The organism is Afifella marina DSM 2698 (assembly GCF_900102695.1).
GTDB lineage: Bacteria > Pseudomonadota > Alphaproteobacteria > Rhizobiales > Afifellaceae > Afifella > Afifella marina.
Map to the genome: position 1 here is coordinate 102,455 of NZ_FMVW01000003.1, position 21,899 is coordinate 124,353.

Consider the following 21,899-nt stretch of genomic DNA (forward strand, 5'->3'; position numbering starts at 1 on the left):
GGCGCGGCTTTGCGCTTGCAGCCATCCCAAACAAAAACGCGGACCTTTCGGCCCGCGTTCTGATGCGACGTCAGACGTCGCGCTATTCGTTGCGCTCAGCGGCTGCAGTCAGCCGCAGCGCTCAGCCACCCGAAGCCGCGAAGATCTGGGCGCGCGCCGGCGCCGTGTCTACGACGTCGGGCCGATTGAGCGGGAGATCGAGAGCCAGCCACGTCTCCACCAAGGCTTCGGCCAGCTGATCGATGAGCTGATCGTCGTGCATCGGGGTCGGCGTGATGCGGAGGCGTTCAGTCCCGCGCGGCACGGTCGGATAATTGATCGGCTGAATGTAGATGCGGTGCTTTTCCATCAGCCGGTCGCTCGCCGCCTTGCAGGCTTCCGGCTCACCGACGAGAACGGGAACGATGTGCGTCTCGCTCGGCATGACCGGCAGGCCGGCCCTGCGCAGCACTTCCTTGGTGCGCGCAGCCTGGCGCTGCTGGCCGGCGCGCTCTTCCTGCGAGGTCTTGAGATGGCGGATCGATGCGCAGGCAGCCGCGGCGATCGCCGGCGGCAGGGCCGTCGTAAAGATGAAGCCCGGCGCGTAGGAGCGGACCGCATCCATGATCGCGGCAGGTCCGGTGACGTAACCGCCGAGCGTGCCGAAAGCCTTCGCCAGCGTGCCCTCAATGATATCGATACGGTCCATGACGCCGTCGCGTTCGCAAATGCCCGCGCCGCGTTCGCCGTACATGCCAACGGCATGCACTTCGTCGATATAGGTGAGCGCGCCATATTCGTCGGCGAGATCGGCGATCTTCTCGATCGGCGCGACGTCACCATCCATCGAATATACCGATTCAAAGACGATCAGCTTGGCGCGATCCTTGCCGGCAGCCTTCAGAAGCTCTTCCAGATGCGCAAGATCGTTGTGGCGCCAGATCTGTTTCTGCGTGCCGGCATGCTTGACGCCTTCGATCATCGACGCGTGATTGAGCTGGTCGGACAGGATGAGGCAGTCCGGCAGAAGCCGGGCGATCGTCGAGATCGCCGCCTCGTTGGAAACGAAGCCCGAGGTGAAGACGAGCGCCGATTCCTTGTGATGCAGATCGCAGAGCTCGTTTTCGAGCTCGACCAGCGGCCGATTGGTGCCGGAAATGTTTCGCGTGCCGCCAGCGCCTGCGCCCATCGTCAGTGCCGCGTTACGCATCGCCTCGACGACCTTGGGATGGTGGCCCATCGCGAGGTAATCATTCGAACACCAGATGGAGACTTCCTCCTCCTGGCCGTCGCGCCGCCAGATGGCTCGCGGGAACCGCCCGACTTGCCGCTGCAGATCGGCGAAGACGCGGTAACGCCGCTCGTTGCGCAAGGCCGCGATGGCGGCTTCGAAATGAGAATGATAATCGAACATAGCGTTCCCCGGTCGATGCCGCTCGAACAATAATCAGCCCGAACCGTGCTTGGCTAGCGGCGCTTCGCCGCGTCACCGTCAAGCAGGCCTGACACTGACGATACGTCCATCAGATTGACACACCCGTGATCTGGATCAAAGAGCGGGCACTTTCCTGCGGCGAGTGGCCGCTTTTTTTGGCCACTCGCCCTTTTTAGCGGCAGCCCTAAAGCACACTCAGCGTCTGGCGCAGAATGTCAACTATCTCGTCGACATGGCTTTTTTCGGCGATCAGTGCGGGCGCGACGATCGCGGTATCGCCCGTGAACTTCACGTGCAGACCCTTCCAGAAAAGCTCTTTCTGCAGCCTGTTGCCGCGCACACCCGGCTTTCCGTCTTCCGGCCAGGCTTCCACGCCCGCCATCATTCCATAGCCGCGGATGTCGCGCACGGCGGGAATGTCTTTCAGCGAGTAGATGGCATCGAGGAAGTAGCCCGAGAGATCGGCCGCCCGGTCAAACAGCCCTTCGCGCTCATAGATGTCGAGCGTCGCCAGCCCCGCGGCGCACGCCACCGGATGGGCGGAATAGGTGTAGCCGTGGAAGAACTCGATGGCGTTCTCCGGCGCGGAATTGGTGATCGTCTCGTAGATCTCGTCACGCGCGGCGACGGCGCCCATCGGGATGGTGCCGTTGGTGATCGCCTTCGCCATCGTCATGATGTCGGGGGTGACGCCAAAGGCCTGAGCGGCAAAAGGCGCGCCGAGGCGTCCGAACCCGGTGATCACCTCGTCGAAGACGAGCAGAATGCCGTTTTCGTCGCAGATCTCACGCAGGCGTTCCAGATAGCCCTTCGGCGGTACGAGCGTGCCGGTGGAACCTGCGACCGGCTCCACGAAGACCGCCGCAATGGTCGAAGCGCCGTACATATCACAAAAGCGCTGCAGATCGTCGGCGAGCTCTGCGCCTGTTTCCGCCTGCCCCCGCACGAAAGTGTTTTCAGAATCCCAGGTATGGCGCATCGCTACGACATTCGGGATCACGCCCGGAAAAGCCTCGCGGTTCTTCATCAGGCCCGAGAGCGACACGCCGCCGATATTGACGCCATGATAGGCTCGCTCCCGCGAGACGAAGCGCAGACGCTGCCCCTCCCCGCGGGCGCGATGATAGGCCATGACGATCTTCAGGGCCGTGTCGATCGCCTCCGAACCGGAATTCACGAAGAAGATGTGATTGAACGGCTCAGGAAGGATCTGCGAGAGCTTGGCGGACAGGGCGAAAGACCCCGGATGGCCGAGTTGGAAATGCGGCGAGTAATCGTTCTGCAGCATCTGGGCGTGGACCGCCTCGATGATCTCCTTGCGGCCATGGCCCGCCGCCACGTTGAACAGCGCCGAGGACCCGTCGATGATTTTGCCGCCCTTGTGGTCCCACAGATACATGCCCTCGCTCTTCACCACGAGGCGCGGCTCGGCCTTGAAATCGCGGCTTGCCGTAAACGGCAGCCAATGGCTCTCCAGCGAATTGGTGGCGAATTTCTGCAAAGGCTCGGCCAGCATGTTCATCGAGGCACCTCCAAGGTTTGGCGACCGCCGGACATGGATGTTCATGGCCGGCCCAGAACTTCGTTCAGCGGACCATTGAGCTGAACGCCGTCTCAGATGCTTGTCATGGCGATTTGTCGAGAGATTGTCCATCCAGGCGATATTCGTTCGATATGTCGCGCATAAACTTCGCTCTTTCGCTCAAAGCGTGAGCAACGCTCTTCGGTCTTCTACGTTTTGCGACAGTCACGAGCGGAGACGGCGACAGCCCCCATCGCCCCGCCCATATCCAGGAGACCCCATCAATGGACATCGTCCTCATTCAGCCCGCCGTCGCTCTCATCGCCGGCATTCTCATTCTTATCTTTCCGCAGATCCTGAATTACGTGATCGCCTTCTACCTGATCATCGTCGGCCTCGTCGGGCTCTTTCCGCAGCTTGCCGGGTGAAGCGAGCGATCGGGCAGCCGTTAGGATCGCACGAGGTGTCCCAGACGGGCGCCGTCGCGACACAATGCAGGCTCGGTCCCCTCGACCCGAAGAGCGCGATCGCCTAAGAGCTTTTCCCCAGCGTCTTTCTTTGCCAGGGCGCCTCGTCGCGCCCTGAAGCAAGGCTGGCGTGCGCTTGCACGCGCGGCCTACCTATCCTAGACGCCTGTGGACTTTTCAGCAGAGGTATAGCCATGCGGGGGATCATTCTGGCGGGCGGAAGCGGCACGCGGCTTTATCCGCTCACCATTTCCGTCTCCAAGCAATTGCTGCCGATCTATGACAAGCCGATGATCTATTATCCGCTCGGCGTGCTCATGCTGGCGGGAATTCGCGATATCCTGATCATCACCACGCCACGCGACCTGCCGATGTTCCAGGAATGCCTGGGCGACGGCAGCGCCTTCGGCGTGTCTTTGTCTTACGCCGAACAGGCGCATCCGAACGGCCTTGCCGAAGCCTTCATCATCGGCCGCAATTTCGTCGGCAACGATCCAGCCGCCCTCATCCTCGGTGACAACATCTTTTATGGCGCCGGGCTTTCGGGTCTCCTCAAGCGCGCCGCCAGCAAAGACCAGGGCGCCACCGTCTTCGCCTATCACGTCGACGATCCGGAGCGGTATGGCGTCGTCGCCTTCGACCGCGAAACCGGGATGGCGCAATCGATTGAGGAAAAGCCGGAAAAGCCGAAATCCTCCTGGGCGGTGACCGGGCTTTATTTCTACGACAACGACGTCGTCGACATCGCAGCCGACGTGAAACCTTCGGCCCGTGGCGAACTCGAAATCACCGACGTCAACCGCGCTTATCTCGAGCGCGGCGATCTCGAAGTCTCCCGGCTTGGACGCGGCTATGCCTGGCTCGACACCGGCACACATGACAGCCTTCACGAAGCCGCCGCTTTCGTGCGCACGATCGAACACCGGCAGGGAACCATGGTGATGTGCCCGGAAGAGATCGCCTTCGAGCTCGGCTATCTCGATGCGGCGGCCGTCACCGCCCGCGCCGAAAAGCTCGGCAAAACCCATTACGCGCAATATTTGATGCGCCGCATTCAGGAGCGCAGCCAATGATCGAGGTCAGGCCTCTCGGCCTCGAAGGCGTCGTCGAAATCGTCCCGAAAAAATTCGGCGACGATCGCGGCTTCTTTTCCGAGACCTACAATGCCGACCGCTTCGCGGAAGCCGGCATCCCGCTCACCTTCGTGCAGGACAACCATTCCTATTCGAAGGCGGTCGGGGTTCTGCGCGGGCTGCATTATCAATTGCCGCCTCGGGCGCAGGACAAGCTGGTGCGCGTCACGCGCGGGCGCATCCTCGACGTCGCCGTCGACATCCGCCGCTCTTCGCCGACCTTCCGACGATGGGTGAGCCTCGAAGTCTCCGCCGAAAAGTGGAACCAGATCCTGATCCCGGTCGGCTTCGCGCATGGATTTCTGACGCTCGAGCCGGATACGGAGGTCGTCTACAAGGTGACGGACGTCTATTCGCCCGAGCACGACCGCTCGCTGCGCTTCGATGACCCCGAAATCGGCGTCGACTGGCCGATTGCCAGGGACGCGCTCACCCTATCGGCGAAGGATCAGGCAGCGCCCCTTCTCGCCGAGGCGGATATCTTCGATTAATCGGCCGGAGGCCAAGAGATGAGAATACTCGTGACGGGCGGGGCGGGCTTCATCGGCTCTGCGGTCTGCCGCCATCTCGTGCAGGAGGGCGTGGAGCGCGTCGTCAATGTCGACAAGCTCACCTATGCCGGCAACCGGCAGTCTCTGCGCGCGATCGAGAATGCCCCCAACCACGTTTTCGTTCAGGCCGATATCTGCGACGACACGGCGCTCCTCGACATCATGAAGGCGGAGCGTATCGACGCCGTCATGCATCTCGCCGCCGAAAGCCATGTCGACCGTTCCATCGATGGCCCGGCAGCCTTCGTGGAAACCAATGTCGTCGGCACGTTCCGGCTTCTCAACGCGACGCTCGCTTATTGGCGCGAACTCTCTTCAGAGGCGCAGGAGAAATTCCGCTTTCATCACGTTTCCACCGACGAGGTTTTCGGCGACCTGCCCTTCGACAGCGGCATCTTCACCGAAGAGACACCCTACGCGCCCTCTTCGCCCTATTCGGCCTCGAAGGCTGCGTCCGATCATTTCGTGCGCGCCTGGCACGAGACTTACGGGCTGCCTGTCGTTCTGTCGAACTGCTCCAACAATTACGGGCCCTATCACTTCCCGGAAAAGCTCATCCCGCTCGTCATCCTGAACGCGCTCGACGAGAAAGAGCTGCCGGTCTACGGCCAGGGCGCCAATGTCCGCGACTGGCTCTATGTGGAGGACCATGCGCGGGCACTCGCCCTGGTCGTCGGCAAGGGCGAGATCGGCGAGAGCTACAATATCGGCGGACGCGCGGAACGCACCAACCTTTCGGTCGTGGAGACGATCTGCGATCTTTTGGACGAGCGGCGACCGCGCGACGGCGGCAAAAGCTACCGTGACCTCATCACGTTCGTCACCGATCGCCCGGGCCACGACCGGCGCTATGCGATCGATCCCTCCAAGATCGAGCGCGATCTCGGCTGGCATGCGCAAGAGAGTTTCGAGACGGGTATCGCCCGCACCATCGACTGGTATCTCGAAAACGAGTGGTGGTGGGGCCCTCTCCGCGCCGAACGCTACAAGGGCGAACGTCTCGGCCACGGCCATCAGAAGGCCAAGGCCGGATGAGGATCGTCGTCACCGGCAAGGACGGGCAGGTCGCGCGCGCCCTCATCGCAGCAGGCGCCCGATCCGATGCGGTCGAGATCGTGGCCGTCGGCCGCCCCGAGCTCGACCTGGCGCGGCCTGAGACGATCGGGCCGGCAATCGCCGCCGCACGGCCGGATCTCGTCGTCTCCGCCGCCGCCTATACCGCGGTCGATCAGGCCGAGGACGAGCCGGACCAGGCCTTTCTCATCAACGAGAAAGGTGCGGGCGAAGTGGCGCAAGCCGCGCGCGAGCTCGGTGTTCCGATCATCCATCTGTCGACGGATTACGTCTTTTCCGGCGATGGCGCCGAGCCTTACGACGAGGCGATGCCGACGGGCCCGAAAAGCGTCTATGGCGCCAGCAAGCTTGCCGGCGAAGAGGCGGTTGCCGCGGCCAATCCGAACCACCTCATCCTGCGTGTCGCCTGGGTCTACAGCCCCTATGGCAAGAACTTCGTCAAGACCATGCTGCGACTTGCCGAAAGCCGCGATCAACTTTCCGTCGTCGACGACCAGATCGGCAATCCGACCTCGGCCGAGGACATCGCCGAGGCCATTCTTGCGATTGCCCGGCACTGGCAGACGGCCGGCGCCGCACGCCCGAACGGGCTTTATCATTTTGTCGGCAGCGGCGAGACGAGCTGGTGCCGGCTCGCCCGCGAGATATTCCGTGTGAGCGGAGCGCTCTCCGGTCCGACGGCCGAGGTTGCGGCAATTACGACGGCGGAGTTTCCAACGAAGGCCGCGCGGCCCAAGAACTCCCGCCTCGACTGCCGCCGTTTCGCCACGGATTTCGGCCATGCGGCCCCCCCCTGGCAGGAGAGCGTCGCCCGCGTCGTGAACACCCTCTTGCGCGACCGAGATAGCTCGCCGAGCTGAGAGACGAGCAGGCGCCCCGCACGAGAGCGGACCGGCGCAAGATGATCAAAGCGAGGAACCGAAAAAGTGCGCGCTGTTGACCTTCGACAGGATTGTGCGGCGTGCGAATACGTAAACGTTGCGGGTGCCCACGGCGCCTACACCGCGACCTCCGACGACCCGCAGATCCGCTTTCGCCCGGTCAGTCCGCTCGAGCCCGGCTGGTATCATTGCGCCTTTGAAATCTCGGGCAATTCCATCGTCACACCGCAAATCGTCATCGACACCGGCAAGGGCTTTCTCGCGACCTATCGGGTGAGCCTCAAGAGCGGCCGGCGACGAAACCGCTTCACGGCCGATTTTTTCCTGCCGGAGCCGGCGCACGAGCTTTGCCTTTATCCTGCGGACGGCGCCGGCAAATTCGAAATCGGCCGCCTCCGCATCAAGCGCCGCAACCGGGCGGAAACGCTTCTCTTCTTTGCCGGCCACGCACTCCAGATTCTCTGGCGAGATCCGATGCGCCTTGTGCGCCGGTTTCGGCAATACTGGCATTATCTGCGCCGCCCGCATTTCGTCGGCGTACGCACGCCGTCGCGACTCAGCCCGGGTGGCGGCAGCTATCCCGACTGGATCAAGCGCTACGATTACCAGCCAGAGCGCGATCGCAAGAGGCTCGAGACGCAGATCAAGGCGCTCGAAAAGCGCCCGGTCATCAGCGTTTTGATGCCGGTCTACAATCCTCCGGCCGATCTTCTCGACGATGCCATCCGCTCCGTTGTGGAACAGATTTATCCAGACTGGGAATTGTGCATCGCCGACGATGCCTCTCCGGATCCGGAGATCGGCCGTCACCTCGAGACATGGGCGGAGCGGGATCCCCGCATCAAGCTCGTCCGACGCGAGATCAACGGGCATATCTCGGCCGCCACCAATTCCGCTTTCGCGCTCGCAACGGGCGACTGGATCGCCCTCCTCGACCATGACGATGTCCTGCGGGAAAATGCGCTCGGTGAGGTCGCCGTCGAAATCGGGCGCCACCCGGACGCGGAGATCGTCTATTCCGACGAGGACAAGCTCGGTTCCGACGGCTCGCGCTACGATCCCTATTTCAAGCCGGATTATTCGCGCGAACTCCTGCGCTCGCAGAACTATTTCAACCATCTGACGGTGCATCGGGCAGAAAATATCCGTCGCGTCGGCGGATGGCGCGCGGGGTTCGAGGGCAGTCAGGATTACGATCTCAACCTCCGTGTCACCGAAATCGTGGAGCCCGGAAAAATCCGGCATATCCCCAAAGTGCTCTATCACTGGCGCGCGGTGGAAGGCTCAACCGCCATGGCCGGCGGGGAGAAGAACTATGCCTATCTTGCCGGCCAGCGCGCCCTTGAAGATCATGTCACACGCACGGGACTGCCGGCGAAGGTCGAGCCGGCGCCTGGCGTGCCCTTCTACCGGCTGAAGCTCTCAGTGCCGGAGCCCCGTCCCCTCGTCAGTCTCATCATCCCGACGCGCGATCACGCGAAGCTCCTGCGCGGCTGTATCGAATCCATCCTGACGAAGACGACCTACGACGCCTATGAGATCCTCATCGTCGACAACGGTTCCGTCGAACCGGAGACACATCGCTATTTCGAGGAGCTGCGCGCGGATCCGAAAATCCGCGTCCTTTCCTACGACAAGCCCTTCAACTATGCGGCGATCAACAATTTCGCCGCCGCCCAAGCGAACGGCGCTCTTTTAGGCCTCGTCAACAACGACATCGAAGTGATCTCGCCCGACTGGCTCGCGGAAATGGTGTCCTGGGCCGTTCAGCCGGATATCGGCTGCGTCGGAGCCAAACTCTACTATGCCGACGATACGATCCAGCATGCCGGCGTGATCCTCGGCATTGGCGGCGTTGCCGGTCATTCCCACAAATATTTCCCACGCGAGGAGCCCGGCTATTTCGGGCGGCTCAAAGTTTTGCAGAACGTTTCGGCGGTCACGGCCGCCTGCCTTATCGTGCGCAAAGAGGTCTATGAGGCGGTGGGCGGGCTGGACGAAGAGCATCTCGCCATCGCCTTCAACGATGTCGATTTCTGCCTCAGTGTTCAAAAGCTCGGCTTTGCGAACGTCTTCACGCCCTATGCGGAGATGTATCACCTTGAAAGCATCTCGCGCGGCCATGAGGACAATTCGGAGAAACAGGCCCGATTTTTCGAAGAGTCGCTCTACATGCAGAAAAAATGGCAACGCCTGTTGGCGCGCGATCCTTTTTATTCTCCCAATTTGAGCCGGGAGCACGAAGATTTCTCACTTCGCAGCTGATTGAGCCGATGCGCAAGCTCCAGGACCTAAAGAACGCTCTTCCGCTCTCACGCAGCGACGTGAAGAACAGGCAGAAGAAGACGATCGACAAGATCTTCTTCCTGCATATTCCGAAGACGGCAGGTTCGGCTTTCAACCTCGCCTTCCAGCAAGCCGTGCCCGCCGGACGACATTTCGAGCACATGGAGAGCCAGCGAGAGCTCTTCTATTCCATCATAAGCGACGGCAAACCTTTTTACGCGTCCGGACATTTCCCTTTTTCAAGGGTACGCGAACTCGTGATGCGGCCCGACGTCTTCACCATCACGATCTTCCGCGAGCCGCTTAAGCAGCTCCTCTCGCATCTCAAATGGGTGAAAGCCTATGGACGGCCCGACGGCGAGGCCCGTCGTCATCTCATTCCGGAAAACATCGCCGAACTGTCGCTCGCCCTTTGGGAGACGGATCTCAACGACGTCGCCAGGCTCGAACCGATCCTCACCTCGCCGACCGCCATCTCCCTCTTCGACAACACGCAGACCCGTTACATGACCCGCTCCGTGGCAGGACGTATCAGCGAGGAGCAGGGCCGCTTTTCGATGGGGCATCTGAGACATTTCGACTTCTTCTTCGTCCTCGACGACATGGCGGCGGCACACAAAAAGCTCACCGAAAAAATCCCCGGGCTCGGTTCAATTCCGCGCACAAATGAGGCGATGCTGTCGGAAACAATCGATTTGCAGGACGGCAAACTCCGGGATTTTTATGAGACCTTCGTACGTTTCGACCGGCAGCTTTACGACAATGCCCGGCGCCGCTCACGGCGTCGCTTTCTCGATCTAGCTGAGGACGAAACGCAGAACGCGTGAGGGCCGGGACTTGAACGACGTACGCGCAAAAACGCATTCTAGGCGGGAGACGTCGGCAACACGTGCTTCAAAAGGTTCTGATCGGCTTGCGGCTTTCTTCAAACACGGAGGCGCGCCGAGAGGCTCCGGCGCATCGATCCCGGCAAGACCAGGAGCCACGATTGCAATCGCTTGAAGACTATCTCCGGCAACCGGAGCTCGCGCGCTTTCCCTTCCTTTTCATCGTCACCTATGGCCGCTCCGGCTCGACCTTGCTGCAGGGCTTGCTGAACGCGCTGCCGGGCTATCACATCCGTGGCGAGAACAACGCCGCCCTCGTCCCACTCTTCCGCACACAAAGACGATTGCGGCACACGCGCTCTGAATGGGGAAACGAGGCGACCACGCCCGGGAGCCCGTGGTATGGTGCCGAGCTCATCGAGCCGGACATGTTCGTGGCCGGTTGCGCGGATGCTTTCTTTCGCTCCGTTCTGAGACCTTCGATCGGCGCAAGATGCTGCGGTTTCAAGGAAATTCGCTACGATAGAAGGACGCTGAGCGACGGGGACTTCGTGCCCTATCTCCGGTTTCTCCGGCGGGCTTTCCCCGGTGCCGCCTTCGTTTTCAATTTCCGCAATGTCGAGGATACGCTGAAAAGCGGCTGGTGGCCGGATTACGAGCCAGGCGATGCGGAGCGGGCGATCTCGATCATGCGAACGCGCATGGGAGATTATGCCCGGGACCACGCCGAACATTCCTTCTCCTTCGACTATGACGCCGTCTGCCGCGATCATTCCTACTTCGCCGAATTGTGCGCCTTCCTCGGCGAGGAGTACGACCCAGAGATGGTCGAGCGGGTCATGAGCACCAGCCACAGCATCGGCGGGTCACAGTGACAGGCTCGTTCGTGAGGAACTCCTCACGATTGCGCCCAAAAGCGCGTCTTGCCACTGCATCAGTCACGAAGCGGTCGCATTTGCGACCTTTCTTCGGGCCGTCTCATCAGGAAAGGAACGCTCATGCGCGCGTGGCATGGCCATCTCTCCGTCGCCTCATCAGGTCGTGCGGTGCCAGATCTGACCGCAGCGAGGCGGCTCCGGGCCCCGGCGCTCGCACTCCTCCTTCTTGCACCGCTCACGGCATCGGCAACCGCCTTCGAACTCGAACTGCCGCTCGCCTGCACGCCTGGGACGGATTGTGTCATCCAGCATTACGTCGACCGCGACGGCACCTCAGGCGCGCATGATTATCATTGCGGCAGCCTCACTTATGATGGCCATAAGGGAACGGATTTCCGCATCCCGACGCTTGAGGCGATGCGCGAGGGGGTCGACGTTCTGGCCGTTGCACCGGGCAAGGTGCTGCGCGTGCGCGACAAGATGGACGATGTTTCCGTGCGTCGTATCGGCGTGGAGAACGTCAAAGGCTCCGAATGCGGCAACGGCCTCGTCATCGATCACGGCGAAGGTTGGCAGACGCAGTATTGCCATATGCGTCTTGGCAGCATCGTGGTGCGGCCGGGCGAGCGCGTGCAGGCGGGCGCCGTCCTCGGTCAGGTGGGCCTGTCGGGGCAGACGGAATTTCCGCATGTGCATCTTCAGCTGACCAAAGACGGGACGATCGTCGACCCGTTCAGCTACAAGCCGGATGTTGCCGCCATGGAAGGTGAGGCGACCTGCAAGAACGAAATCGCCGGCACCTCGCTTTGGGCCAAGGACCTCCAGGCTGACCTCGCCTACACGGCCGGCAGCATCCTCAATGTCGGCTTCAGCGATCGCGCAGACCTCAAGATGGTCGATATCGAAGGCGGCATGCTGCACGATCCCGATACGAGCGCGCCTGTGCTTATCGCCTATGGCCGCGCCATCGGCCTTCTGAAAGACGACATCCAACACATGCGCATTACCGCGCCCGGAGGCCAGGTTCTGGTCGATCAGGCCGTCGACCCGCTCGAAGCCAACAAGGCCCAGGTCTTCGTCTTCGCCGGCCGCAAACGGCCGTCCCAGGGGTGGCCGGCCGGGCGCTACGAAGCCGTCTATAGTGTCGAGCGGGACGGGGAAACGATCCTCGAGAAACCCTTCTCGGCAACGCTCGAATAAGGTTCTCAAAAAGAGGTCCCAGATGACAGTGCATCTGGGACCTACGGAGTCGGTCTCTATCTGGAGATGCCCCAGTATGACCGGATGCAGCCGGTTATGCCAGAGACAGTCTGCGTCTTTTGCAGACGAGCGCCTGCAAAAAGCCAGTCAAATACGACACGCTGACATGGGTTGCACAGAAAAGTGCACCCGGAAAAGACGTTGGGGGCGGCTTCGGCGACTGGTTGCCGCGGCGGGCGACTGCGGATAAGCCGACCACCGACGCTTATTCTGCAGCGTGAGGACAAGGAGCGAGAGATGCAGCCGGCCACGAGCCCGGAAATCGTCGAATGCCGGGGTGTCCGCCTCGACCTGTCGCATCCCCTTTTCACCGAAAAGCTGCGGCGGGCCGTCGAGCGCGGCTGGTATGAAGGCGCGGAGGCGCGGGCGAGCGAAATCATGGTGAGGCCGGGCGATCGCGTGGTCGAATTCGGCGGCGGCTGCGGCTTCATCTCGAGCTTCATGGCCCTTACCCATGCCGACATCACGATCGAGTGTGTGGAGGCCAATCCGGAGCTTCTCGCCCTCATCGAACACCATCACCGCCTGAACGGCGTGACCTGCGCGACCCTCCACCACGAGCTCGCCGCACGCGAGGACGGCACGGCGGACTTTTACGTGACCACGGATTTCTGGGCCTCGTCGACACGGCCGGGAGCGGAGGCGCGTCGGGTGGAGGTCCCAGCACGTGCCATCTCCAAGCGTCTCGATGAGTGGGACCCGCAGGTCGTCGTCATGGATGTGGAAGGCGCCGAGCTGGAGCTTCTCGCAGACCCTTTGCCGTCCAAGCTGCGTGCGCTCGTCCTTGAGCTTCACCCGGACATTTATGGTCTGCCGGGCGTCAAAGCCGTCATGGACGGGCTGTCGAAACAAGGCTTCGCTTACGTACCGGAAGGCAGCGAGCATGCCGTCACCGCCTGGGCACGGGTCGACGCTCTTGCCTAGCTTGAGACAAGCGGCTTTCCGGCGCTGTTCCATCCTGCGTGTTGACAGCGCAGCCGCGCCCCCGCATTGCCTTCAAGCAGGGTTCGAAAACCCCGTTGCCGGCACGACGCCTGGCTTGCCAAGCACCTTTTCGGATTTTCCCGCCTCATGAAAATACTCTTCCTGCACAACAATTTTCCTGGCCAGTATCGACGTCTCATCAACTTCTTGAAGGATGACCCGCTGGTCGAGGACATGATCGCGGTTACGCTGGAGACGAACCAGCAGAAGTTTCCTCTGAAAAAGGTTCTGTACAAACCGCATCGCCCGGTGACAAAGGGCATTCACCCCGCGGTCGTTTCTTTCGAATCTGCCGTCATCAATGCGCAGAACGTGTTTCAGAAACTGGTCAGCGTAAAGCAATCGGGTTGGAAGCCGGACATCATCTGCGGCCATTCGGGCTGGGGTCCGACGATGTTCCTGCGCGAGTTGTGGCCCGACACCCGGATGCTCACGTATTACGAGTGGTGGTACAACTCGACGGGCGCCGATACCGACTTCTTGCGCCGCGAACCCGCCCCCTATGACGAACGCGTGCGCATGCAGATGAAGAATGCGCCTTTCCTTGCCGATCTCTCGATCATGGATTGGGGTATTTGTCCGACGCGGTTTCAGCACAGCCAGTTTCCGGCCATGTTCCGCGACAAGATTGAGCTTCTGCACGACGGCGTCGATACGGATTTCATGTGTCCGGACCGCTCCGACGCGCTCACGATCGGCGACAAGACGTTTCGGGCGGGCGACGAGATCGTCACCTATGCCACGCGAGGCATGGAGCCCTACCGCGGCTTTCCGCAGTTCATGGAGGCGGTCGCCAAGCTGCAAAAGCGGCGCCCCAACATGCAGACGATCGTCGTCGGCAGAGACCGCGTCGCCTATGGCTCAAAACGCTCCGACGGCAAGACCTATAAGGAACACGCGCTGGAGACGCTCGATCTCGATTTGAGCCGCATCCACTTTCTCGATTTGGTCCCCCTGGAGAAGCTGCGCACGGTCTTCCGCATCTCCTCCGTGCACGTCTATCTCACCGTGCCTTTCGTGCTGTCATGGTCAATGATCGAAGCGATGAGCACCGGCGTGCTGCTGCTTGGGTCGGACACCGCGCCGATCCGGGAAATGATCGAGGACGGCAAGAACGGGCTCCTCGTCGACTTCTTCGATTCCGACAAGATCGCCGCGCGGATGGAAGAGGCGCTCGCCGGCCAGCAGAAGCTCGTGCCGTTGCGCGCAGCCGCACGTCGCACGGTCCTGGAGCGCTATGCCATGAAGCATCTTCTGCCCTGTCACCGGCAGCTCATGGTCGATGTCGCCTCTGGCGCCAAGACCTGTCGCTGAGCCGGCCATCCTTTCGATTTGGCGCGACCTGTGCCATCCATCCAAGCCACGCAGCCGCGTCATGCCGGCTTGGCGCTTAGTATTGCCCTGGGAGCGCGTTCGTGAACGCCACACTCAAGCGGACTTTGAAACGCTATCTGTTGCCCTTCACGGGATCGATGCGGCTCCTCAGGGCGCATCCGATCCTGATGAACGGGCAATGGTACCTTGAGAACAATCCGGATGTGGCGCGCGCCGAGATCGATCCGATCGAGCATTTTCATCGCGTCGGCTGGAAGGAAGGGCGCAACCCGTCGGAGCATTTCGACGTCACCTTTTATCTGACCGCCTATCCCGACATTCGGGCCGCGGAGATCAATCCTCTCATCCACTATCTCCAGGTCGGCTGCACCGAGGGCCGCAACCCCTCGCCCAGCTTCGACGCCGCCGCCTATCTGCGTGACCACCCCGACCTCTCGCAAAAGAAGCTCACGGCCTACGAGCAGTTTCTCCTCGCCACCGGACGTGCAGACATCGAACACGAGCCGATGACGATCCCGCGCGGCGCTTATGACGAGATTTCGGCGAGCGGGCTTCTGCACGAGACCTGGTATCGCGGGAAATATCCCGACGTCGTCGCTGTGCCCGATCCGCTTCGACATTACGTCGACTGGGGCATCCGCGAAGGCCGCAGCCCCAATCCTTACTTCGACCCGAGCTGGTACACGAAGGAGCACCGCTACGCGCTGCGCGGCCTGCCTCCGATCCTGCACTATCTGCGCCACGGCTGGCAGAATGGCTGCGACCCGTCGGCGGCCTTCAGTCTCACGCATTATGGCGACCTTACCGGCTGGACGCCGCGCGACGGGGAGCCGATCGCCCGGTTCATGAAGGAGGGGCTGCCGCAGGCGCCCGCGCTCAGGCCGGTCGATCCCGCAAAGCCCGGGCATCGCATCAATCTCGGGCGACGGGACGCGCATTGCTGCAAGGGAAGCTTTCTGCGTTACCCGCTGGATCACCGGCCCGCCGAGACCGCCGATGCGCATGGCAGTTTCATACCGAACCGCCTCGTCCTGCATTGGGTGATCCCGGATTTCGGGACCGGCGGCGGCGGCCATATGACCATCTTCCGGATGGTGCGCGTCCTCGGTCTGCGCGGTCACCGCCAGACGGTCTGGATCCATAACCGCGATCCGAAAGAGCCGCTCGACGGGGCCTACGACGACGTCGTGCGCCATTATCAGACGATCGATGCCGACATCCGCCTCATCGACGAGGAGGGTTTCGTCGATGCTCAAGGCGATGTCGTCATCGCGACCGACTGGGCGTCGGTGTGGCCGGCCCGTTCGATGCAGCACGTGAAGCGCTGCTTCTACTTCGTGCAGGATTACGAGCCGTTCTTCTTTGCCCGCGGCGCCGAAGCGCTGCTGGCGGAAACCACCTATCGAAGTGACGTCGATTGCCTGTGCGCGAGCCCCTGGCTGTCGCAAACGCTTGAGGAGAATTTCGGCCGCTGGACGCGCCATTTCCACCTCGCCGCCGATCGCGACGTCTATTATCCGGCAACCCCGCGCTCGGGCACCACGGCCCATGCAGACGCGCTTCCCCGGATCGCGCTTTATGCCCGCCGCTTCACCGCCAGACGCGCCGTCGATCTCGGCCTTCTGGCTCTTGAGGTGGTGGCGCAGCGCGGACACGAATTCATCGTCGATTTCTTCGGCTCCGAAGAGCCGATCGAGACAGCCCCCTTCCCCTTCGTACAGCACGGGACGCTGCCACCGCAGGAACTCAGCCAGCTTTACCGCTCCGCCACGATCGGCGTCGTCTTCTCGGCCACGAACTACTCTCTCGTCCCGCAGGAAATGATGGCCTGTGGCCTGCCGGTGGTCGAGCTCGATGTGGAAAGCACCAAGGCGATCTATCCGGAAGGCGTGGTATCGCGCGCCGGCGCCAATCCCGACGCTCTCGCCGATGCCATCGAAGCCCTGCTCTTCGATGCCGCGCGCCGTGCCACACAATCGCGCAAGGCCCTCAACTGGGTCTCGCAGTTCAGTTGGGAAGGCGCTGCCGACGTCATCGAAAAAGGCATCGTGGAGCGACTTCAGGATCTCGGGCATGCCCGGCTTGCGCCTGCGGTCCCGCGAGCCACACCGAAAGCCTCCGTCGTCATCCCGACCCTCAACGGCGGGCCGCTCCTCCTCGACGTCATCGAGCGGGTCAAGGCGCAGAAGCTGCACGAGCCGTTCGAGATCCTCGTCATCGACAGCGGCTCGAGTGACGGCACCATGGAGCGCATCGAGGCGGACGAGGCGGTCATGCTGCATCGCATCGACAAATCGGAGTTCGGCCATGGCCGCACGCGCAATCTCGGCGTCGAGCTGACGAGTGGCGATTACATTGCCTTCCTCACGCAGGACGCGCTGCCGACGAATGAGGGGTGGCTCGCCAATCTCGTGATGATGCTCGACCATTATCCGGATGCCGCCGGCGCCTTCGGTCACCATCTCGCCTGGGAAGCCGCGAGCGCCTTTACCAAGCGCGACATCGACCTGCACTTCCGGCAATTCCTCGAGATGCCTCTCGCCGTCTCCAGGGATCTCGATCCCGCGCGCTACGAGGCGGGCGACATCCAATGGCGGCAGCAGCTGCATTATTACAGTGACAACAATTCCTGCCTGCGGCGTTCCGTGTGGGAGAAGATCCCCTATCGCGACGTTCCTTTCGGAGAAGACCAGCTTTACGCCGAGGACATCATCGCCGCCGGTTACCAGAAAGTCTTCGCACCGAATGCCGTCGTCTATCATTCGCATGATTACGACGAAGCGGAGACCGAAGAGCGTTCGATGATCGAGGCGCGGTTCTTCTACGAACATTTCGGCTATGTGCTCATGGAAGATGCCGCCACGCTCGAGAAGACGCTCGCCGCTCTCAATGCCGCCGACAGCGCCTGGGGACGCACCCACGGGATCGACGACGAGGAGATCGCCTATCGGCACAAGCTCAACAAAGCCCGCCTGAAAGGCTATCTCGCCGGTGGCCCGCAGGCCCAGGGCCATCTTGAACGTTGGCGCAGAAAGAAGGTCGCCTGACGTGCCGGATCCGACCGCCTTTTCCAGCGGGATTTTCGTCGATCCCGAGAGCGCCCAACAGATCTTCGGGGCGTCGAGCCAGGTGTTCGTCTCCGAGGGCCTTGCCGAACGTCTCGGAGACCTGTCGCATCTTCCGACGTCCGTCACGCTGTTTGATCAGGACGGTCGGCTCAGATCGTCGGGATCGCACTCGGGCGCGGCCGCCCATGTCCTCATCGACGCGATCCCGCACGGCGTCTTCCTGATTGCCTGCGGTGACGGGGAGCAGGAAATCGCGGCAAAACTCGTCGGTTTTTTCAAGCGGCACGACGCGCGGCCTGTCCCCTCTCTTGCCGTCATCGACGTGACCGAGACCGATGCGGCGCTCTTACGCTTCACTCATGCGTTCTTGCCGGCGATGAGCCATCGCCTCGCCATCCAGGAAGAAGTCCTCGGCCGGCGCGAGAGCGAGCTCGCCGAGATGCGCCAGCACGCCGAGTGGCAGCAGCTGCAGCTTCGCCTCGGCCGCGAGATGGTGGAGGCGCTCGGCTATTCCACACGCATGCTCGCTTATGAGGTGCCTCCCGGCCATCGCACGGTCGGCCCGGGCGGAGACGTGGAGGCGACCTCGCTCGTCCAGCGTCTGCCGGTCGATCTCGCCGGGATCAACGCCGTCAGTCTTTATGTCGTGACGCCCAAGAAGACGTCCGGCCAGATCATCGTCACGCTGGGGCCCCCCGATCTGCGGCAGAGCCTCGCCCGTGCGGAGATCGCCTCTACGGATTTGCAGGCAGGCTGGAACGATATCGTCCTCGAAAAGGCCGTTGGTCCAATCCACGGCGATGGCGTCCTCACCGTCTCCTTCCTCCGAGACGCAAAGGTCGCCGCACCGCTCCTGTCGCTCACCGACGAGACGACGGACCGCTTCGGCCTGATCGATCCCGACGGCGCGGGTTCGCTCGCGCTCAAGGTCTGGAAGGGTCTTTCGCCCGAGGCGTTTCCGGCAGCGAACCGCGCGGCTTTGCGGATCTCCCGGTCTCCGCTCGATACATCGGCGTTCTCTGAGCGGCTGCATTATATCTTCGGCGCAGCCGAAGAGGCGGTCCTTCGTCAAGCGAGCAAGGGCGGGCCGCTTTCGGCAACCGAAAGCAATGGGCAGATCGGGCTGCGCACCCTTCCCGGAAAGGTCGGCGGCTTCCGGCTCGCGGATGCGATTAAGCCCGGCACGCTCACCATCTCCGTCGATCTCACACGCGCCGCCGACGATGTGGACGAAGAGATCGAAACCGCCATCTTTGCCATACCGAGCCACGACCTCGTTCTCCGCGATGCGGACGAGCTGCGTCAGCTCGTGGACGCGCTCTTCGCACAGGATGCTGACGCAAGAGCGAACCTGCCGGCCTCGCTTACCCGCCGCCTGCCGAAGGCGACACGCACGACTTTGCAGCTGACATTTGCAGGCCCGACCGAGGAGACGATGGACGTCGTCGTCGCGCTTCGAAATTCCTCGGGCGTCGAGGTCGCGTTAAGCGCGTCCCACATGGCGGTCGACAAGATCGAGGAACTGCGAAGCGAATTCGAGCCGCCCTTTGCCCGGCGCATCCCCTTCGCGGAACTGAAAAGCCGGATGAGCTACATGTTCGGCGACAGCGAAGGTCGCCGCGCATCCGAAGGCCTCGGGTTTTCGGTTTTCGAGATCTCCGACGTCGAGAACTTCATGCAGACGCATCCTTTGCCGGACGGCCTTTCGGGCGCGCGCGGTGTCGGCATCCTTCCCGAGGGGCTCGTTCGTGTCGGCGCGCGGGTGATGACGAGCCACCGTCTGGGACCGGACGCGGAATACGGGCTGTTCCTTATCAGACGTGGCGCCGGCGAGGATGACCCCGCCGCGTTCGCGAGGGCGATGGAGCGCTTCGTCGAAGAGGGCGGCACCGTCCGACCCGATTTCGTCATCGCATCCGCCAAGGTCGACACGAAGCCCAACGAGCGGCATGATTTTGCCATCGAGCTTGAGACGCCTCTCGCACAGCCCGCAGACCTTTTGTGCACCATCCGCAGTCTTTCCGGACATATCAGCTTTGCCTGGTGCCGCTGGTATGGGCTCGATCTCACGGTCGCCGGCAAGGGCGCGCATCGCCTCGAGCTGACCGGCGGCAAGGCAAAGCCCCGTTCGGACAGGTGATGCAGAGCCCTCTCCTGACCGACAAGGACACGCCGCCCGGCTTTCGGCGGATCGGCGTCGTGGTGCCGGTCTACGGCCATTCGCGCTTTGCCGTCGAAGCGGTGAAAAGCGCCTGCGAGCAGATGCTGGCGACACCCCATGTGGTGGCCGTCGTCGACGATGGCTGTCCGAACCCGGAAACCCAGCACGCCCTGACGGCCTGCCGCGCGCGCTATCCGGGGCGCGTGATCAGCCTGCGTCAGAGAAATAGCGGCCTGTCGGCGGCGCGCAACACCGGCGTGCGCACGCTTCTGGGGCTCTTTCCAGACATCGACGCGATCTTCTTTCTGGACGCCGATAACAGGCTGGAGAATTACGCGCTTGCGGCCTACGCCGCCGCTCTCGGCACGGAGGACAGCGCCGGCTGGGCCTTTCCGGACGTGCACGCTTTCGGCCTGACGCCGATGGTCGACGGCGTCGATGTCCGCGAAACCACGCTCGCCGATTCCGCGCTCCGGCATCGCCGCGGCAATATCAGCGAGGCGGGCAGTCTCGTGCGATCTGACGTTTTTCGCGCCGGTGTCTTCTACGACGAGACAATGAAATTCGGCCTTGAAGACTGGGATTTCTGGCTGTCGGCCCGCGAAGCCGGCTTTCACGGCGTGCGTGTCACCGATCCGGGCTTTCTCTATCGCGTGCGTCCGGAAAGCATGGTCGCCCAGTCGCGTCGCCAGACCGACGAGATCATGGCCGGGATGCAGCGCAAGCATTCCGGTCTCTTTGCCCGCTCCGCGCTCCTTGCCGACGAGCATGAGGAAGCGCCGCGTTTTCTGATGGCCGATCTGGAGACCGGCGAGATCCGGGCGACGTCGGACCCGCTTTTACCCGGCCGCACATTGACGTTGCGGGAAGCAGCCAGCCTCTTCGAAAAACATCTCTCCGGCATTCACGAGCACGACGTTCCGCCCGTTCTCGTTGCCCATCACGGGCGCGCCGCCGCCGACATGGAATGGCCGCAGCATTTGCGCAGCCTCTTCTTCGAAGCGCTGGCGGAGCCCCTTTCCGGTCCGCACATTCTTTCCATTCGCGCGGCCGACCATGCGAGCCGCTTTGTCGGCGACACGCGGCGCGCGCGCAAGGACATCGAAGCCGCCGAGGCTCTCATCGCGCTCATTCCGCTCAACGAATTGTCGCGGCTCGCCTTCGAGAGACCGAAGCGGCCGGGTCTTGCCCTCGTGCGCGACGTGACCCGCGTCGAACATTGGAGCCTGCCGACGCTCGAGCAGGTGCCGCCGTTTGAGGGCCATGTCGGGCGCAAGCGGCGAATTGCGCGGCTTTCGGCCCTTCTGCGGCCGTTTACGCGCGTGTCGCAGGCGCGTCCGCTCCATCATGCAAGCCGGTTCTATCGCGGCCCGATCGTGAAGGATGTGCGCGAGCTGATGGCCGACGATCTCTGCGGCTACGCGCCCTTCAAGCCGTTCCCCTTCATCGCGAGGGGCCGGGGGCGCTGCCTCGTCGCCGTCGCGCCGGCAAGCCTTGCCGACGAAGCGTTGCAAGACGCATTCGGCCGCTTCTGCGAGCGCCTGTCACGGGCCGGCCTGCGGCTGTCGCTCGCGCTTGACGGCCAAACGGCAAATCCGGTCTTCGCGCGCGCCGCGCGGGCGGCGGATTTCGAAAACATCCTGCTCGATCCGGTACCGGCTCCGCCGCCGTCCGATTTCGGCTTCATGGGAAGCGACATCCCGGTCCAGGATCCCTCCAAGCATGCGCGCCTGATGGCGCTGGCGCGCGGCCATGACGCCCTCATCACCTTCGGCATCACGGATTTCCTGCCCTTTGCCGGCGAGGCCAAGGGCGACAAGATCTTCACCATCCTCGCCCTCGATGACATCCTCGTCGAACGCGATGCCGTCCGGCGCCGGGATCCCGTCACCGTCGTGGCCGCCTATGAACACGCCCATCATGTGATCGCCGCCGGTGCGAAGGCGCGCAAAGCGCTTGCCAATTGCGGCGTGCCGTCGAGCCGCCTCGTGCCCACGGAAGCGCTCGCCTTCACCATCAAGAGCCGGCTCGCCCATTGATGCGCCGCCCGCCCCATTC

Annotated in this window: 16 protein-coding genes; 14 read left to right on the forward strand and 2 right to left on the reverse strand. The window is 62.7% G+C overall.

Annotated elements, in window-relative coordinates:
- Nucleotides 1–121 precede the first annotated feature (121 nt).
- Together hemA and aptA are read right to left on the reverse strand one after the other, a co-directional pair.
- A complete protein-coding gene (gene hemA / locus BLP76_RS08435; protein WP_092811594.1) occupies nt 122–1,393 on the reverse strand; it encodes a 5-aminolevulinate synthase in 1,272 nt (423 codons plus the stop codon).
- Nucleotides 1,394–1,598: 205 nt separating this feature from the next.
- Complete coding sequence (gene aptA, locus BLP76_RS08440) at nt 1,599–2,936, reverse strand: omega-aminotransferase AptA (RefSeq protein ID WP_092811596.1); 1,338 nt, start codon at nt 2,934–2,936, stop codon at nt 1,599–1,601.
- A 284-nt stretch (nt 2,937–3,220) separates the two neighbouring features.
- Between aptA and BLP76_RS08445 the strand changes: the two genes are divergently transcribed.
- From BLP76_RS08445 to BLP76_RS08510, 14 genes are all read left to right on the forward strand, one after another.
- Nucleotides 3,221–3,364, forward strand: a complete 144-nt coding sequence (locus BLP76_RS08445; RefSeq protein WP_092811598.1) for a DUF3096 domain-containing protein — start codon at nt 3,221–3,223, stop codon at nt 3,362–3,364.
- Nucleotides 3,365–3,597: 233 nt separating this feature from the next.
- A complete protein-coding gene (gene rfbA / locus BLP76_RS08450) occupies nt 3,598–4,476 on the forward strand; it encodes a glucose-1-phosphate thymidylyltransferase RfbA (RefSeq protein WP_092811600.1) in 879 nt (292 codons plus the stop codon).
- Entirely contained in the window at nt 4,473–5,027 is a 555-nt protein-coding gene (gene rfbC / locus BLP76_RS08455) for a dTDP-4-dehydrorhamnose 3,5-epimerase (RefSeq protein ID WP_170130414.1), read from the forward strand. The genes rfbA and rfbC overlap by 4 nt, the downstream gene beginning before the upstream one ends.
- Nucleotides 5,028–5,045: 18 nt before the next feature.
- Nucleotides 5,046–6,122, forward strand: a complete 1,077-nt coding sequence (rfbB, locus tag BLP76_RS08460) for a dTDP-glucose 4,6-dehydratase (protein WP_092811602.1) — start codon at nt 5,046–5,048, stop codon at nt 6,120–6,122.
- Complete coding sequence (gene rfbD / locus BLP76_RS08465) at nt 6,119–7,021, forward strand: dTDP-4-dehydrorhamnose reductase (RefSeq protein WP_092811604.1); 903 nt, start codon at nt 6,119–6,121, stop codon at nt 7,019–7,021. Before rfbB ends, rfbD begins: the two co-directional genes overlap by 4 nt.
- Nucleotides 7,022–7,087: 66 nt before the next feature.
- Nucleotides 7,088–9,307 (forward strand): glycosyltransferase family 2 protein, encoded by a 2,220-nt coding sequence (locus BLP76_RS08470; RefSeq protein ID WP_200170496.1) that lies wholly within the window; start codon nt 7,088–7,090, stop codon nt 9,305–9,307.
- Nucleotides 9,308–9,315: 8 nt separating this feature from the next.
- Entirely contained in the window at nt 9,316–10,155 is an 840-nt protein-coding gene (locus BLP76_RS08475; RefSeq protein ID WP_092811606.1) for a hypothetical protein, read from the forward strand.
- A gap of 161 nt (nt 10,156–10,316) precedes the next feature.
- Nucleotides 10,317–11,030: a sulfotransferase gene (locus BLP76_RS08480; RefSeq protein WP_170130415.1), complete on the forward strand. Its 714-nt coding sequence runs from the start codon at nt 10,317–10,319 to the stop codon at nt 11,028–11,030.
- Between the two features lie 123 nt (nt 11,031–11,153).
- Nucleotides 11,154–12,233 carry a M23 family metallopeptidase gene (locus tag BLP76_RS08485; RefSeq protein WP_092811610.1) on the forward strand — a complete coding sequence of 360 codons (1,080 nt, stop codon included), beginning with the start codon at nt 11,154–11,156 and terminating at the stop codon, nt 12,231–12,233.
- Between the two features lie 297 nt (nt 12,234–12,530).
- The gene (locus tag BLP76_RS08490) at nt 12,531–13,217 is read left to right on the forward strand and encodes an FkbM family methyltransferase (protein WP_092811612.1); all 687 of its coding nucleotides are present in this window, start codon (nt 12,531–12,533) and stop codon (nt 13,215–13,217) included.
- A gap of 147 nt (nt 13,218–13,364) precedes the next feature.
- A complete protein-coding gene (locus BLP76_RS08495) occupies nt 13,365–14,591 on the forward strand; it encodes a glycosyltransferase family 4 protein (protein WP_092811614.1) in 1,227 nt (408 codons plus the stop codon).
- Nucleotides 14,592–14,692: 101 nt separating this feature from the next.
- Nucleotides 14,693–17,659, forward strand: coding sequence for a rhamnosyltransferase WsaF family glycosyltransferase (locus tag BLP76_RS08500; protein ID WP_139163727.1), 2,967 nt, complete (start codon nt 14,693–14,695; stop codon nt 17,657–17,659).
- A gap of 1 nt (nt 17,660) precedes the next feature.
- Complete coding sequence (locus BLP76_RS08505) at nt 17,661–19,820, forward strand: DUF6212 domain-containing protein (RefSeq protein ID WP_092811618.1); 2,160 nt, start codon at nt 17,661–17,663, stop codon at nt 19,818–19,820.
- Nucleotides 19,820–21,880, forward strand: a complete 2,061-nt coding sequence (locus BLP76_RS08510; protein ID WP_092811620.1) for a glycosyltransferase family A protein — start codon at nt 19,820–19,822, stop codon at nt 21,878–21,880. The genes BLP76_RS08505 and BLP76_RS08510 overlap by 1 nt, the downstream gene beginning before the upstream one ends.
- The last annotated feature ends 19 nt before the right edge of the window (nt 21,881–21,899 follow it).